Below are 13,690 nucleotides of genomic sequence, written 5' to 3' on the forward strand. Positions count from 1 at the left end.
AACTATTTTATTTTGACAAAAATACAAAGTAAAACTTAGGAGTTTTTGCCTTTTTTTGATTATTTTGCATGAAATATTGAGGATTTATTTATGGCAGAAATAGCAGACTATATTAACACTGATTTTAAAGCGATTGACAGCCACGAAACTATTGCGGCCGTAAGGGATTTTTTTGCCGAATTGAATTTTTCGCATTTTCCGGTAATCGATGACGATATATATATAGGTAGCATATCATCTGATGACATTGAAACTTTTGATAGCGACAAAAAAGTTATCGATTATAAATACACGCTTGAAGGCTTTTTTGCAAGAACAGATTCTATTTGGCTTGAAGTATTAGAAGTGTTTGCAAAAAATCATTCTAATTTAATTCCAGTCTTGGATGAAAACAATAACTATGTAGGCTATTATGAAATAGAAGACATTATGTCGTTTTTTCATCATACTACATTTTTAAAAGAACAAGGTAAAATTATTATTGTCAAAAAAGGAGTTCTAGATTATTCCATGAGCCAAATCACTCAAATCGTAGAGAGTAATAACGGAAAGCTTCTTGGCCTTTTCATATCAGATTCTGATATTGATAGTGTCGAAGTAACAATCAAAATAAGTTCTGGAGCGTTAAATGAAATTGTTCAAACTTTTAGAAGGTATAATTATGAAATTATCTCAGAACACAATGAAGACAATTACATAACCAATTTAAAAGAACGAGCTGATTATTTAGACCGTTACCTTAATATGTAATTGCACGTTAAATACGGGAAGCCATTCTATCTTAGAGTCAAAAACTTTTAAAAGATCACCAAATAAAATGAAAGTAGCCATTTACGGTCAATATTATCAAAACAGCACTGAACCTATAATTAAGGACATCTTTGTTTTTTTTAATAAAAGTAATGTAGAATTAGTGATTGAATCTAATTTCTTAGATATGCTTTACGAAAAAAGCATCGTGACTAAAGAGTACAATACTTTCTCGTACCATACTGAACTGGATGATAGTTTTGATATGCTAATTAGCATAGGTGGAGATGGTACTATTTTGAGGGCTGCCACACTAGTTCGTGATTCCGGCATACCCATTTTAGGGATTAATGCAGGTAGATTAGGGTTCCTGGCTACTGTTCAAAAAGAGAACATTGATGAATTTCTACAAATTGTAATTGACAAAAAGTACACGCTTTCAAAAAGAACATTACTTAGCCTTTCTTGCATTCCTAAAAACGAATCTCTTCAGGACATCAATTTCGCCATGAATGAAATTACCGTTAGTAGAAAAGACACTACCTCGATGATTACAATTGACACGTATCTAAATGATGAATTTTTAAATTCTTACTGGGCTGACGGGTTAATAGTATCAACTCCAACCGGTTCTACTGGTTACTCTTTAAGCTGTGGCGGCCCAATATTAACTCCAGATGTAAAAAGTCTAGTTATAACACCAATCGCCCCTCATAATCTTAATGCAAGACCACTTGTTATACCAGACGAAACAGAAATTCGACTAAAAGTATCAGGTAGAGAAGAACATTATTTAGTTTCCTTAGATTCCCGAATTACCTCCGTGAAAAACGAATCAATTTTAACCATTAGAAAAACACCTTTTCAAATAAATATGGTAGAAATTCCGAACGAAACTTTTTTTAAGACATTACGCACAAAGTTACTTTGGGGAGAAGATAAAAGAAATTAATTGTTTTTTTAATTAGTTACTATACGAATCCACCTGTTTTAACCGTTTCTTCTTAAACAAATCACCTTTCAATCGTTATCCCACTTTTTATTTTTTAAAAAACAGGACATTTAACAATATGAATATTGATTCGTATCGATAATTATTATATTTGCACGCAATTTTTAATTCAATGGTTAAATTATTTAATTTATTTCTTTTATTGTTTCTTGGAATTTCAACACAGGCACAGATTCACGAAATCGGTGTGTTTGTAGGGGGAAGTAACTTTATTGGAGACGTGGGACCAACAACCTATATAGCTCCAAATGAGCCTGCTTTAGGGTTGCTTTATAAATGGAACAAAAGCCCAAGACATGCATATCGTTTTTCATATACACAGTCAAAAATAAGTTCAAACGACCTAAACTCTAAGGAGACTAGCAGAAGTCAAAGGGGCTATCATTTTGAAAATAATATAAAAGAAGTATCTTTAGGCCTTGAATTTAATTTTTTTGATTTCGACCTTCATAATTTAAAAAATAAAACAACCCCTTATGTCTATTCTGGGTTAAGTTATTTTAGACACGATGAGTTGTATATTTTAGCAGGAGAAACAAGAAAAGATAAAAGCGCGAATTCGATTGCTGTACCAATGATCATAGGAATAAAGTCTAAATTTAGTCCTAATTTTATTTTAGCGATAGAAGTTGGAGCTCGATATTCTTTTTCAGACAATCTTGACGGAAGTAATTCGGAAAATGAAAATTTAAAATATTTACAATTTGGAAATTTGAATAATAATGATTGGTATGTTTTCTCTGGGGTTACTTTAACCTATACCTTTGGGAATTCGCCTTGTTATTGTGCGGAATAATATAAAAATGGACTTACTAGATACTATCGATAAAAATAATTTACCCAAACATTTAGCCATAATAATGGATGGAAATGGACGTTGGGCAAAAAAACAAGGGCTTCTAAGAGCTTTTGGCCACGAAAGAGGCACTAAATCCGTAAAAGAAATTATCAAATCAAGTGCTAAACTAGGCATTGAGAACCTTACTTTATATGCTTTTTCAACAGAAAACTGGAACAGACCTAAGTTAGAAGTTGACACTTTAATGAAGATATTAATCAATTCATTAAAAAAAGAACTGCCAACACTTGAGAAAAACAACATCAAACTGAATGCAATAGGGAATTTAGAAAAAATGCCTAAATCAGCACAGAAGGAACTTATTGATGTAATTGAAAAAACAAAGAACAACACCCGAATGACTTTAACCCTTGCATTAAGCTATGGTGCCAGGGAAGAAATAACGAATGCTATTAAGCAAATTAGTGATAAAGTTAAAAATAATATAATTTCAATAGACGCTATTGACGATTCCATTATAAATGAGCATCTTTACACGCATAATCTACCGGATGTAGATTTATTAATACGAACAAGTGGAGAACATAGAGTAAGTAATTTCCTGTTATGGCAGATAGCCTATGCGGAATTTTATTTTACAGAAATATTATGGCCTGACTTTACAGAACAAAATTTATATGAGGCTATTATTAGTTACCAAAAAAGAGAACGTAGATTTGGAAAAACAAGTGAACAAATTAAATAATTTTTTAGTGTTAAATAAAAGTATAAAAGCAGTCCTTACCCTTTTAATTTTGGGAAGTTTTTCACAAGTTAAAGCTCAAGATAGAGTCCCGTTTGATCAAGGAAAAAAATATATTTTAGCTGATGTAAACCTAACAAGTAAAATTAGTTTCAATGACCAAACGGTAATTACATTTGCTGGTCTTGAAAAAGGACAGGTAATAACTGTTCCAGGTGAAGAAATCAGTAGCGCCATTAAAAAATTAGGAAAGCTTGGTCTTTTTGATCAAATCTCATTCTATATAAATAGAATTCAAAACGATAGTATTTATCTTGATTTAGATATTCAAGAACTACCTAAGTTAAATGAAGTGAAATTCGTGGGCGTTAAGAAAAACAAAACCGAAGCTTTAATAAAGGACAACAGTCTTATCAAAAGCAAAATAGTAAACGAAAACTTAATTACAACCACTAAAAATTATATAGAAAACAAATATAAAAAAGAGGGGTATTACAACACCAAAGTAAACATCAATACCGTAGTGGATACTGCGAATGTAAACCATGTAAATATGCTGGTTTCTGTTGATAAAGGCGAAAAGGTGAAAATTCACGAAATTGACTTTGTTGGTAACACTAAAATATCGGACAAGAGTTTACGCAAGGCGATGAAAGACACAAAGCAAAAAAATGTTTTTCGTGTCTTAAAAGCTTCAAAATTCATTAAATCAAAATACAAAACCGATTTAGAAAAAGTAATCGCATCCTATAAAGAAAAGGGATATAGAGATGCTAGAATAATTTCTGATTCTGTTTTATATAATAAGGACAAAAACAGTTTAGCCATAAAAATTAAAGTCGAAGAAGGAGAGAAATACTATTTTGGTAATATCAAATTCTTAGGGAACACAGTCTATTCTGACCAATTCTTAAACAGGATATTAGGTGTTAAAAAAGGGGAAACCTATAATGGAGTATTATTAGAAAAAAGAATTGCTGATAAATCTAAACCTGACGGTGAAGACATCACTAATTATTATCAAAATAATGGGTACTTATTTTCTAACATTAATGCTGTGGAAGTAAGTACCGCAAATGACACTATTGATTTTGAAATCAGAGTTACTGAAGGTCCTTTGGCTTACTTCAATAAAATAACAGTTGTAGGAAATGATAAAACTAACGACCGTGTAATTTATAGAGAATTAAAAACTAAACCAGGAAACATATACAGTAAAGAACAGTTAGTTAGAACTATTCGTGAAATTGGTCAATTAGGATTTTTTGATCCTGAATCAATAGATCCTAAATTTAAAAATGTAGATGCTGCAGCAGGTACAGTTGATATAGAATACAATCTAGTCGAAAAAGGATCAAGCCAAATAGAACTTCAAGGAGGTTATGGTGGTGGTGGCTTTATAGGAACATTAGGTTTGTCTTTTAATAACTTTTCAGCGCGTAACTTACTTAATAGAAAAGCGTATCAACCCGTTCCAATGGGAGATGGACAAAAAGTTTCACTTCGACTACAAGCTAGTACTTTTTTCCAAACCTATAGTGTTTCATTTTCAGAACCATGGTTTGGACAGAAAAAACCGGTACAATTCAGTACTTCAATATCGTATAGCAAACAGTTTTTAAATAATTTTCAAACTGGTAGAGTTGACAAAGAAAAAAGTTTTAACATCCTTACATTATCTGTAGGATTAGCTAAAAGATTAACTGCGCCAGATGATTACTTTACATTATCACAATCAGTTAGTTACCAACATTATGATTTGAATAATTATAATACGGGATTATTTACATTTGGAAACGGAGCTTCTAGAAATTTTGCCTATACAGTAGGATTATCAAGAAGTAGCAAAGGTATCAACCCAATATTTCCAACATATGGTTCAGAGTTCAGTATTGTTGCCAAAGTAACTCCTCCTTACTCTTTAATAAATGGTACAAACTATGCAAATTTAAAAGACCAAGCGGATTATAAAACAAGATATACCGGTACAACAGCAACCTATGGAGTTGACGGAAAACCACTATTGCCTGGTGACTATACTAAAGTTACAACAGTAACAACTAATGGTGTTAGCAATACTGGTTTTGTAAGTGTTTCGGATCCAAGTGATGCAGATACCGACATTGCAAAAGTGGATCAAAAGAAATTCAATTGGTTAGAATACTATAAAGTAAAGTTCAAAGCAGATTGGTACACCAAAATTTATGGTAAATTAGTATTGCGAACGCTTTCAGAATTTGGTTTCTTGGGTGCTTACAATCAAGACAGAGGATTAGTCCCTTTTGAAAGGTTCTATTTAGGTGGTGATGGATTAGCAAATTTCTCAATGGACGGTAGAGAGACTATCCAATTAAGAGGGTATCCTAACAACTCTGTAACGCCTGTAAATGCTAATGGTGAACAAATAGGTGCAACAGTATACAATAAATTCTCTATGGAATTGCGTTATCCTATAACAATGAAACCTTCGGCATCGATATATGCTCTAGCATTTATGGAAGCAGGATCTTCATTTGATAATTTTAAAAATTACAACCCGTTTGATTTAAGTAGATCTGCAGGTTTAGGATTGAGAGTATTTATGCCAGCATTTGGATTATTAGGTATCGATTTCGGACATGGATTTGACAGCTTGACTCCAGGAGGAAAACCAAATGGATGGGAAACGCATTTTATAATTGGACAACAATTTTAATAACAATGGCGAACTATTTTCTAAAACAGTAAAGTTATGAGAAAACAATTTTTATTTACATTTTTAGCTTTGATTGTATTAAATACAATTCATTCGCAAACAAGAGGAACTAAAGTTGGCTACATTGATATGGAATACATCCTTCAAAATGTACCCAATTATACTGAAGCTAGTAATCAATTAGAAGACAAAGCTCAAAAATGGAAACAAGAAATTGAAGCCAAAAAAATTGTAACCCATAAATTAAAAGAAACTTTAGCAGCTGAAAAAGCTTTGTTAACTAAAGAATTAATTGAAGAAAGAGAAACCGAAATCAAATTCCTTGAAACCGAAACTTTAGATTATCAACAAAAAAGATTTGGCCCTAAAGGAGATTTAATGTTGCAAAAAACTCTTTTAACAAAACCAATACAAGATCAGGTATTCACAGCGATACAAGATATTGCTGAAGCAAAAAAATATGATTTTATATTTGACAAATCATCTGATTTAACAATGATATTTGCAGCAAAACGTTTTGACATTAGCGATCAAGTATTACGCGTGTTGAACCGTACTGAGAAAAGGGAGCAGCTAACAAAAAAAGAGCAAGCTGCTAAAGAAGCAAAAGAAAATAAAGAAGATGCTATTGAGGACAATCCGTTTTTAGCAGAAAGACAAAAGGTATTAGAGGAGAAAAAAGCCGCTAGAGATAAAATCCTTGAAGATAGAAAACTGGCCCAGGAAGCAAAGAAAAAAGAATACGAAGATAAGAGAAACCAAATCTTAGCCGATAGAGCCGCTAAAAAAAATGGCACGGTTTCTGCCTCTACTAAAACAGAAGAATCAGACGCTACTAAAACAAACGACTCCACTTCAGTGGAAAAAGCAAAACAAAAACAAATTGAAGATAGAGCTAAAGCGTTAGAAGATCGAAAAAAAGTGATTGAAGACCGTAAGAAAGCGTTAGAAGAAAAAAGAATAAAAACGCTTGAGGAAAGAGCAGCTGCTAAAAAAGCTTTAGAAGAAAAAAGAAAAGAAAACAACCAAAACAATAATTAATTTACTAAATTTTAAAACAATGAAACAAATCAAAACTTTACTAATTGCTGCAACTCTATTTTTTGGAGCAAATCAAACTATTAATGCTCAGGCAAAAACAGCTCATGTTGACGTTAGTGAAATTATGACAAAAATGCCGGCAATGTTAGATGCTCAAAAACAATTAGACAAATTGAGTGGAACTTATGATGCAGATTATAAAAAAATGGTTGAGGAATACCAAAACAAATTAAAAAAGTACGAAGCTGAATCAGCTACTGTTACTGATGATGTAAATGGTGACCGTTCTAAAGAAGTTCAGGACATGCAAAAAAGAATTGTTGATTATAGAGACAATGCACAAAAAGAATTACAACAAAAAGAATCTGATATTGTAAAACCAATTATGGAAAAAGTGAGAGCTTCTATCCAAAAAGTTGGTAAAGCAAAAGGATACCAGTACATTATGGATGGTTCAAGTCTTTTATTAGCTGACGGTCCTAATCTTACTGCTGATGTAAAAAAAGATTTAGGTTTCTAGTATAAACCCAATTCAATTAAAAAACTGCTCAATCTAAATACGGATTGAGCAGTTTTTTTTTAGGATAATTAACACATAGCACTTAACTTTGTTTTAATGGATAACAACAAACCTATAGGCATTTTTGACTCTGGAATAGGAGGAACTTCAATTTGGAAAGAGATACATCATTTATTACCAAATGAGAAAACAATTTACCTTGCCGATAGCAAGAACGCCCCTTATGGACAAAAATCAAAAGAGGAGATTATTGCCTTAAGCATGAAAAACACTGATTTATTGCTTGAAATGAATTGTAAATTAATTGTAGTGGCTTGTAATACCGCTACTACAAATGCCATTTGGGAATTGAGAGCTAAATATGATGTTCCTTTTATAGGTATTGAACCAGCCATAAAACCCGCAGCCAATCAGTCATTAACACAAACAATTGGTATTCTAGCCACTCAGGGAACCTTAAACAGCGAACTTTTCAATAAAACTATAGAGAAATACCAAAACACAAAAATTATTGAGCAAGTTGGACATGGGTTAGTTCAACTTATTGAAAACGGAAAAATAAATTCTACTGAGATGACTGAATTACTTCGCTCCTATTTAACACCAATGATTGAAGCGAATATAGACTACCTTGTATTAGGATGCAGTCACTATCCCTATTTAATTCCGCAAATAAAAAAAATGCTGCCCAAACACATTCAAATCATCGATTCAGGGGAAGCTGTAGCTAGACAAACCCAAACCCTATTAAAAGAAAAAATAGGATTTACGACAGCCCAAAACAGTGAATCTGTATTTTATACAAATACTGACCCTTCCGTTTTGCAATCAATTTTAGGAAATGGATATTCTATTGAAAGAAAAGACTTCTAACTTATTTCGGTTTGTTCGCCATCTTTAAACCAGCCAGAATACATTACATAATTATCTGAAATACGTGCAATTTCACCGGCAAAATCAGATTGATCAATTTCTTTAACCTTCTTAGCAGGAACTCCAGCCCATATTGAACCAGATTCTACAATAGTGTTTTGCGTGATCACAGCTCCCGCTGCAACGATTGAATTGCTTTCAATCACGCAATTATCCATTACAATGGAACCCATTCCTATAAGCACATTATCCTGAATTGTACAGCCATGAACAATTGCATTATGTCCTATAGAAACATTATTCCCTATTATTGTAGGGTGTTTTTTATAGGTACAATGAATTACAGCCCCATCTTGAATATTTACTTTGTTCCCAATTTTAATAAAATTAACATCTCCTCTAATTACAGCATTAAACCAAACACTACAAGAAGTTCCAAAAACAACATCACCAACAATAGTTGCATTTTCAGCAACATAACAATCCTCTGGAATAGACGGATATTTTCCGTTAACAGATTTTATTAACATAAATTAAAATTTAGAGGGATACACGAAAATTAATTAATCGCTGGACAATTACATTCGTACTTTTCCTTTTTACAAAATAAATTAATCCCCAAAGTTATCTGGTGAAAGCCACCGTTATCAAACTTAACAGCTCCAGCTACATAAGAATAGGTATAAGCAAACATAAAGTTTTTATAATTCACACCTAATATTGGCGTGAAATATTGCAGTTTTTGATTAGAAACAGTAGTGCCATTTACATATTCAGCACCGTCAAAACTTCTTCTATATGACAGGCCACCCCAAAGTTTTCCGAAATCTAAATTCTTATACGCTTTAAAGTTTAGGTCAATAGATTTCTCTTTGGTTTTGTCAACAAGTTGAAACAACAAAGAAGGCTCAAACAACAATCTGTTTTTATCACCAAAAACATATCCCGCACTCAAAAGAAATTTTCTTAGATTATCGCTTTCATATTCAGAATATATTTCTCTTCTGGTTTCAACAGCATTTTTCACAGTAGCATGCGCATAAAAATCTAAATAGTTATATGAAGCTCCAATGTCAACATTTACGTAAGAATCTTTTTGAACAATAGTCCCATCTATTAGTGGGTCCCAGTTCCCCGATTGCATAAAACCCGTCTCATCTAATTGACTCTGAATCAAACCTGCACTAACTCCAAAAGAAAGTTGATTTAAATCAATTTCATCCCTAGAGAACATAATGTGATGCGCAAAAGACAATTTAACACCTTTTTGAGAATGATATCCGTTTTTATCATTAAATAGTATAATTCCAGCACCTGATTTTTCTCCTACCCTACCATTAAGACTAAGGGTTTGCAACTCCGGAGCACCCCCTTGATTAAACCATTGTTTCCTGGACGTCAACCTTATTTTAGCGCAATTTGCCGCACCAGCCATTGAAGGATGCAATAGATAATAATTATCTGATAAATAATCCGAGTAGACAGCTATACCCTCTTGTGAAAAAGAATAAGAACTGATAAAAAGAAAAAGAAATATACATTTTATTTTATTATACATAGAATTCCAATTAGGAAATGAAAGAAAACGCTATTAAAAACTAAAAGAAAGTTAATTTATGCATTATAATATCAAATATAGTTATTAGTAGAAAATAACTTTACTAAATTTGCATAAATATACAAAATCATGACTAAAGTTACCATAAAAGACACTCAAAACCCAACTATATTAAAATTTGAATTTGAAGATTTCATAACACAAAATGAAAGTTTTGAGTTTAAAAATATAGATGAAGCAAAAAACTCACCACTTGCACAACAGCTTTTTTATTTACCATTTGTAAAAACCGTATACATTTCAGGGAATTTCATTGCAGTGGAAAAGTTTAGCATAGTTGAATGGGTAGATGTAAAAGATGCCGTTGCTGAACAAATTGAGGCATTTGTTGCAAACGGAGGAACGATTATTACAATCGAAGAAAACAAAACAAAAAAACAGCCGATTACGGTTTATGGGGAAACCACTCCAAATCCATCAGCTTTAAAATTTGTGGTCAGCAGAATGTTGACCAAAAACGCTATTGAATTTAAGAATATAGATCAAACTGCTGCTTCACCATTAGCAAAAGAATTATTTAAATTTTCTTATGTAAAAGAAGTTTTTATCGATGAAAATTACATCTCAGTAACAAAATATGAAATCAACAACTGGGATGAAATCACTTTAGAGTTAAGAACATTTATCAAGCAGTATATTGAAAACGGAGGTCCAGTATTAGACGAAAGTCAAATTGTAAGTATTACCAAAGACGAGAGTAACAAAGACACTAAATTTGATTCACTTGATGAAACCTCTCAAAAAATCATAAACATTCTTGAAGAATACGTGAAACCAGCAGTACAAGCTGACGGTGGAAATATTGCTTTCGATTCTTATAATGAAAATGATAAAACGGTAAAAGTGATCCTTCAAGGTGCTTGTAGCGGATGTCCTTCTTCAACATTTACTTTAAAAAGCGGTATTGAAAATATGCTGAAAAGTATGTTAAATGATGAGGACATAAAAGTTGAAGCAGTAAATTCGTAACAACAATTTTCACAAATAGCTGTATTTGAACTATTTATAAAAATTATAACATTTTCGAATACTTAAAAAACAAAAAAAATGGTTAAATTTATTTCTTAACAAATAAACAGAAACCATGACAGTATTAAAAGTAATTGAAGTGCTTTCAAGTTCAAACACGAGCTGGGAAGATGCAACTCAAAAAGGAGTTTCAAAAGCAGCAAAATCAGTAAAAAACATTCGATCTGCCTATGTTCAAGAACATAGCGTATCTGTTGAGGATGGAAAAGTCTCTGAATATAGAGTGAATCTAAAAATTACATTTGAACTTGAATAGTTCAAATTAAAAAACATCAAGCGTTTCTCCGGAAACGCTTTTTTTATTACTTAAAATCAATAAAAATAAAAAACACTAAACATCTTCTATTAAAAGAGAAGTAAGTTGTTTAATAATAGTGTAAATTCAATTACAAATATTGATTTTCAGTAGATTAAAAATATTTAATAGAACACATTAGAAAATAATTCTTACTATTGTAGTCTAATCTAATTTTAAAAAACCATGGGAATATCATCATTTTTAAAAAATTTATTTGGCTCAGCCAAAGAAACAGCAAGTGAACTGACTGACAAAGCAGAAACAGCTGTAGAACATGCGAAAGAAGCGGCATCACCATACCTGGAAAAAGCAGAAGCATTTGCAGAAGAAGCCTTAGAAAAAACCAAGGAAACTGTAAGTGAATTGGCAGACAAAGCCGAAACAGCTTTTGAAGACGCAAAAGAAGCAGCTGCTCCTTTAATGGAAAAAGCAGAAAACTATGCTGAGCAAGCTAAAGAAAAGGCGGGTGAATATTCAGATAAGGCAAGTGAAGCGATGGGAAATGCAATGGAATCAGTAAAAGAGAACGCATCGGCAGCAATGGATAAAGCAGAAGATTTGGCTGGAGAAGCAAAAGAGTTTGCCTCTAAAACAGTTGATAGTGTAACTGACAAAGTAAATTCAATCACGCATTCTGACAAAGTAGAAGACAAAACAGAAGACAAAGAAAACACAACTCAAGCATAAACGAAAATTAAAGCAATTAAGTAATTTCTAAAAAAATAAATTAGTTGTACTTTTGCTATTCAAACACAAACCTTCTCCTATGGGAAGGTTTTTTATTACCTTAAAAATGATTCTCAGTCCAGATTACGTGGCAAGTTACGCCAATAGCTTCGTTAAAGCATTAATTGATTATTCCCCAAAACTGATCTCCGCATTTGCCATTCTGTTTATTGGGCTTTATGCCATACGTCTAATCAATAGAATTACCCGGAAAATAATGGTGAAAAGAGAATTAGACCCTACATTATCAAAATTTCTGGCAGATATTTTACTTTGGGTTTTGAGAATACTATTATTCGTCACATTTATCTCAAATTTAGGAATCGAGACTTCTTCTTTTGTGGCTATCCTTGGAGCTATGGGACTTGCAGTAGGATTGTCACTTCAGGGTTCCCTATCTAATTTCGCTGGAGGAATGCTAATTATATTATTCAAACCTTTTAAAGTGGGCGATTTAATCGAAACACAGGGAGTTATGGCCACTGTAAGTGAGATCCAAATATTTGTAACCAAATTAATCACCGCTAACAACGAAACTGTTTTTGTGCCTAATGGCGCGTTATCAAATGGCACAATAACCAACTTCTCCATGCAGGGATATCGTCGCGCCGATTTAACTTTTTCCATCTCTTACGACACCGATATAAAAAAAGCAAAAGAATTGATTGAAGCTATTTTAGTAAACAATCCAAAAGTTCTTCAAACTCCCAAACCTGAAGTTTTTGTAAAAAACCTGACCGACAGTTCAATCCAACTGGCAGTTAGACCTTGGGCAAAAAATGCGGATTTTGGAGTAGTGTTTACAGAAACATTAGAAAATTGTAAAACAGCATTTGATATAGCCGGAATTGCTATTCAGCCTTTTGTAAAGGAACAATCAAACAGTAACATCTAATCAAATCATAGCTGATCTATTATTTCTTGGAAGTAGTGATCATAAAATCTTTCAAATAATAAGGTTCAAAATAAGCGACATCAACGGTGTCGTTTTTTTTGTGCTTTTCAAAACTAAGAAAGCTCATTTCTTTGGCAGAGGGATATTTAACATCTTCCAGAAAAATAAAATTTTCTTTCACCATAACGGTTTTACATTTTTCGGAACAATCGCCCACAAAATAAACAGGACCTTCAATTTCATCGAATGAGTTCTCGGTGATAATTTCGGCTTGTACTTTCCTTTGTGATTCTAAATTAGAGTTGAAAACGGCACTATACACTTCCATTCTTCTGGCGTCAATCATTGGGACAATCAAGCCATCTGAAATTGTTGCCTGAGAAGCTAGCGTCTGTAATGTATCTACAGCTATTAAAGGAATATCTAATGCAAAGCAAAGTCCTTTGGCAGCAGAAACCCCAATACGCAAACCCGTATAAGAACCTGGTCCTTGACTCACGGCGATTGCAGTCAAATCTTTATATGTTATTTCAGCCTCTTTCAATACGTCTTCAATAAAGACATGCAAACGCTCAGCGTGAGAATAACCCTCTTCGGCAATTTCATTACAACTGATGGTTACGCCGTCTTTAGCTAAGGCAACCGAACAATTTTTAGTAGCTGTTTCTATGTTAAGTATATAGGACACTAGA

General features: G+C 32.6%; 15 protein-coding genes. 12 read left to right on the forward strand and 3 right to left on the reverse strand.

From position 1 onward, the window contains the following. The first annotated feature begins 90 nt into the window (after window positions 1-90). The 8 genes from FLAK523_RS01695 to murI all read left to right on the forward strand — a co-directional run bounded on the left by FLAK523_RS01695 (window position 91) and on the right by murI (window position 8,432). Window positions 91-750 carry a CBS domain-containing protein gene (locus FLAK523_RS01695; RefSeq protein WP_248905879.1) on the forward strand — a complete coding sequence of 220 codons (660 nt, stop codon included), beginning with the start codon at window positions 91-93 and terminating at the stop codon, window positions 748-750. 67 nt (window positions 751-817) lie between these two features. Beyond that, window positions 818-1,702, forward strand: coding sequence for an NAD kinase (locus tag FLAK523_RS01700; protein ID WP_248905882.1), 885 nt, complete (start codon window positions 818-820; stop codon window positions 1,700-1,702). Between the two features lie 172 nt (window positions 1,703-1,874). Beyond that, window positions 1,875-2,558 carry a DUF6089 family protein gene (locus FLAK523_RS01705; RefSeq protein WP_248905884.1) on the forward strand — a complete coding sequence of 228 codons (684 nt, stop codon included), beginning with the start codon at window positions 1,875-1,877 and terminating at the stop codon, window positions 2,556-2,558. Between the two features lie 7 nt (window positions 2,559-2,565). Further along, entirely contained in the window at window positions 2,566-3,306 is a 741-nt protein-coding gene (locus tag FLAK523_RS01710; protein WP_248905885.1) for an isoprenyl transferase, read from the forward strand. Beyond that, window positions 3,239-5,998, forward strand: coding sequence for an outer membrane protein assembly factor (locus tag FLAK523_RS01715; RefSeq protein ID WP_248905888.1), 2,760 nt, complete (start codon window positions 3,239-3,241; stop codon window positions 5,996-5,998). The genes FLAK523_RS01710 and FLAK523_RS01715 overlap by 68 nt, the downstream gene beginning before the upstream one ends. 36 nt (window positions 5,999-6,034) lie before the next feature. After that, window positions 6,035-7,039, forward strand: a complete 1,005-nt coding sequence (locus FLAK523_RS01720) for an OmpH family outer membrane protein (RefSeq protein ID WP_248905890.1) — start codon at window positions 6,035-6,037, stop codon at window positions 7,037-7,039. Between the two features lie 19 nt (window positions 7,040-7,058). Continuing rightward, entirely contained in the window at window positions 7,059-7,559 is a 501-nt protein-coding gene (locus tag FLAK523_RS01725) for an OmpH family outer membrane protein (protein WP_248905893.1), read from the forward strand. A gap of 96 nt (window positions 7,560-7,655) precedes the next feature. Beyond that, window positions 7,656-8,432: a glutamate racemase gene (murI, locus tag FLAK523_RS01730; RefSeq protein ID WP_248905895.1), complete on the forward strand. Its 777-nt coding sequence runs from the start codon at window positions 7,656-7,658 to the stop codon at window positions 8,430-8,432. Here the strand turns inward: murI and FLAK523_RS01735 are convergent. Both FLAK523_RS01735 and FLAK523_RS01740 read right to left on the reverse strand, forming a co-directional pair. Then, window positions 8,429-8,962 carry a gamma carbonic anhydrase family protein gene (locus tag FLAK523_RS01735; RefSeq protein ID WP_248905897.1) on the reverse strand — a complete coding sequence of 178 codons (534 nt, stop codon included), beginning with the start codon at window positions 8,960-8,962 and terminating at the stop codon, window positions 8,429-8,431. The genes murI and FLAK523_RS01735 overlap by 4 nt on opposite strands. Window positions 8,963-8,991: 29 nt before the next feature. Further along, complete coding sequence (locus FLAK523_RS01740; RefSeq protein ID WP_248905899.1) at window positions 8,992-9,990, reverse strand: type IX secretion system membrane protein PorP/SprF; 999 nt, start codon at window positions 9,988-9,990, stop codon at window positions 8,992-8,994. A 129-nt stretch (window positions 9,991-10,119) separates the two neighbouring features. Between FLAK523_RS01740 and FLAK523_RS01745 the strand changes: the two genes are divergently transcribed. The 4 genes from FLAK523_RS01745 to FLAK523_RS01760 all read left to right on the forward strand — a co-directional run bounded on the left by FLAK523_RS01745 (window position 10,120) and on the right by FLAK523_RS01760 (window position 12,998). Continuing rightward, the gene (locus FLAK523_RS01745; protein WP_248905901.1) at window positions 10,120-11,019 is read left to right on the forward strand and encodes a NifU family protein; all 900 of its coding nucleotides are present in this window, start codon (window positions 10,120-10,122) and stop codon (window positions 11,017-11,019) included. 115 nt (window positions 11,020-11,134) lie between these two features. Continuing rightward, window positions 11,135-11,335, forward strand: coding sequence for a dodecin family protein (locus FLAK523_RS01750; protein WP_248905903.1), 201 nt, complete (start codon window positions 11,135-11,137; stop codon window positions 11,333-11,335). A gap of 225 nt (window positions 11,336-11,560) precedes the next feature. Continuing rightward, complete coding sequence (locus tag FLAK523_RS01755) at window positions 11,561-12,064, forward strand: YtxH domain-containing protein (protein ID WP_248905904.1); 504 nt, start codon at window positions 11,561-11,563, stop codon at window positions 12,062-12,064. 106 nt (window positions 12,065-12,170) lie between these two features. Further along, window positions 12,171-12,998: a mechanosensitive ion channel family protein gene (locus tag FLAK523_RS01760; RefSeq protein WP_248905905.1), complete on the forward strand. Its 828-nt coding sequence runs from the start codon at window positions 12,171-12,173 to the stop codon at window positions 12,996-12,998. A 19-nt stretch (window positions 12,999-13,017) separates the two neighbouring features. Here the strand turns inward: FLAK523_RS01760 and tsaB are convergent, their stop codons facing one another. Beyond that, window positions 13,018-13,686: a tRNA (adenosine(37)-N6)-threonylcarbamoyltransferase complex dimerization subunit type 1 TsaB gene (gene tsaB, locus FLAK523_RS01765; protein ID WP_248905907.1), complete on the reverse strand. Its 669-nt coding sequence runs from the start codon at window positions 13,684-13,686 to the stop codon at window positions 13,018-13,020. Window positions 13,687-13,690: the final 4 nt, after the last annotated feature.

Origin of the sequence: Flavobacterium sp. K5-23, assembly GCF_023278045.1 — a bacterium.
Classification (GTDB): domain Bacteria; phylum Bacteroidota; class Bacteroidia; order Flavobacteriales; family Flavobacteriaceae; genus Flavobacterium.

What these genes read in the sequence shown, in the direction of transcription:
- FLAK523_RS01750 (WP_248905903.1), top strand. Translation starts at nt 11,135, where the DNA reads ATGACAGTATTAAAAGTAATTGAAGTGCTTTCAAGTTCAAACACGAGC.
- FLAK523_RS01705 (WP_248905884.1), top strand. Translation starts at nt 1,875, where the DNA reads ATGGTTAAATTATTTAATTTATTTCTTTTATTGTTTCTTGGAATTTCA.
- FLAK523_RS01760 (WP_248905905.1), top strand. Translation starts at nt 12,171, where the DNA reads ATGATTCTCAGTCCAGATTACGTGGCAAGTTACGCCAATAGCTTCGTT.
- FLAK523_RS01735 (WP_248905897.1), bottom strand. Translation starts at nt 8,962, where the DNA reads ATGTTAATAAAATCTGTTAACGGAAAATATCCGTCTATTCCAGAGGAT.
- FLAK523_RS01745 (WP_248905901.1), top strand. Translation starts at nt 10,120, where the DNA reads ATGACTAAAGTTACCATAAAAGACACTCAAAACCCAACTATATTAAAA.
- FLAK523_RS01695 (WP_248905879.1), top strand. Translation starts at nt 91, where the DNA reads ATGGCAGAAATAGCAGACTATATTAACACTGATTTTAAAGCGATTGAC.
- FLAK523_RS01710 (WP_248905885.1), top strand. Translation starts at nt 2,566, where the DNA reads ATGGACTTACTAGATACTATCGATAAAAATAATTTACCCAAACATTTA.
- FLAK523_RS01700 (WP_248905882.1), top strand. Translation starts at nt 818, where the DNA reads ATGAAAGTAGCCATTTACGGTCAATATTATCAAAACAGCACTGAACCT.
- FLAK523_RS01715 (WP_248905888.1), top strand. Translation starts at nt 3,239, where the DNA reads ATGAGGCTATTATTAGTTACCAAAAAAGAGAACGTAGATTTGGAAAAA.
- FLAK523_RS01720 (WP_248905890.1), top strand. Translation starts at nt 6,035, where the DNA reads ATGAGAAAACAATTTTTATTTACATTTTTAGCTTTGATTGTATTAAAT.
- FLAK523_RS01755 (WP_248905904.1), top strand. Translation starts at nt 11,561, where the DNA reads ATGGGAATATCATCATTTTTAAAAAATTTATTTGGCTCAGCCAAAGAA.
- murI (WP_248905895.1), top strand. Translation starts at nt 7,656, where the DNA reads ATGGATAACAACAAACCTATAGGCATTTTTGACTCTGGAATAGGAGGA.
- FLAK523_RS01725 (WP_248905893.1), top strand. Translation starts at nt 7,059, where the DNA reads ATGAAACAAATCAAAACTTTACTAATTGCTGCAACTCTATTTTTTGGA.
- FLAK523_RS01740 (WP_248905899.1), bottom strand. Translation starts at nt 9,990, where the DNA reads ATGTATAATAAAATAAAATGTATATTTCTTTTTCTTTTTATCAGTTCT.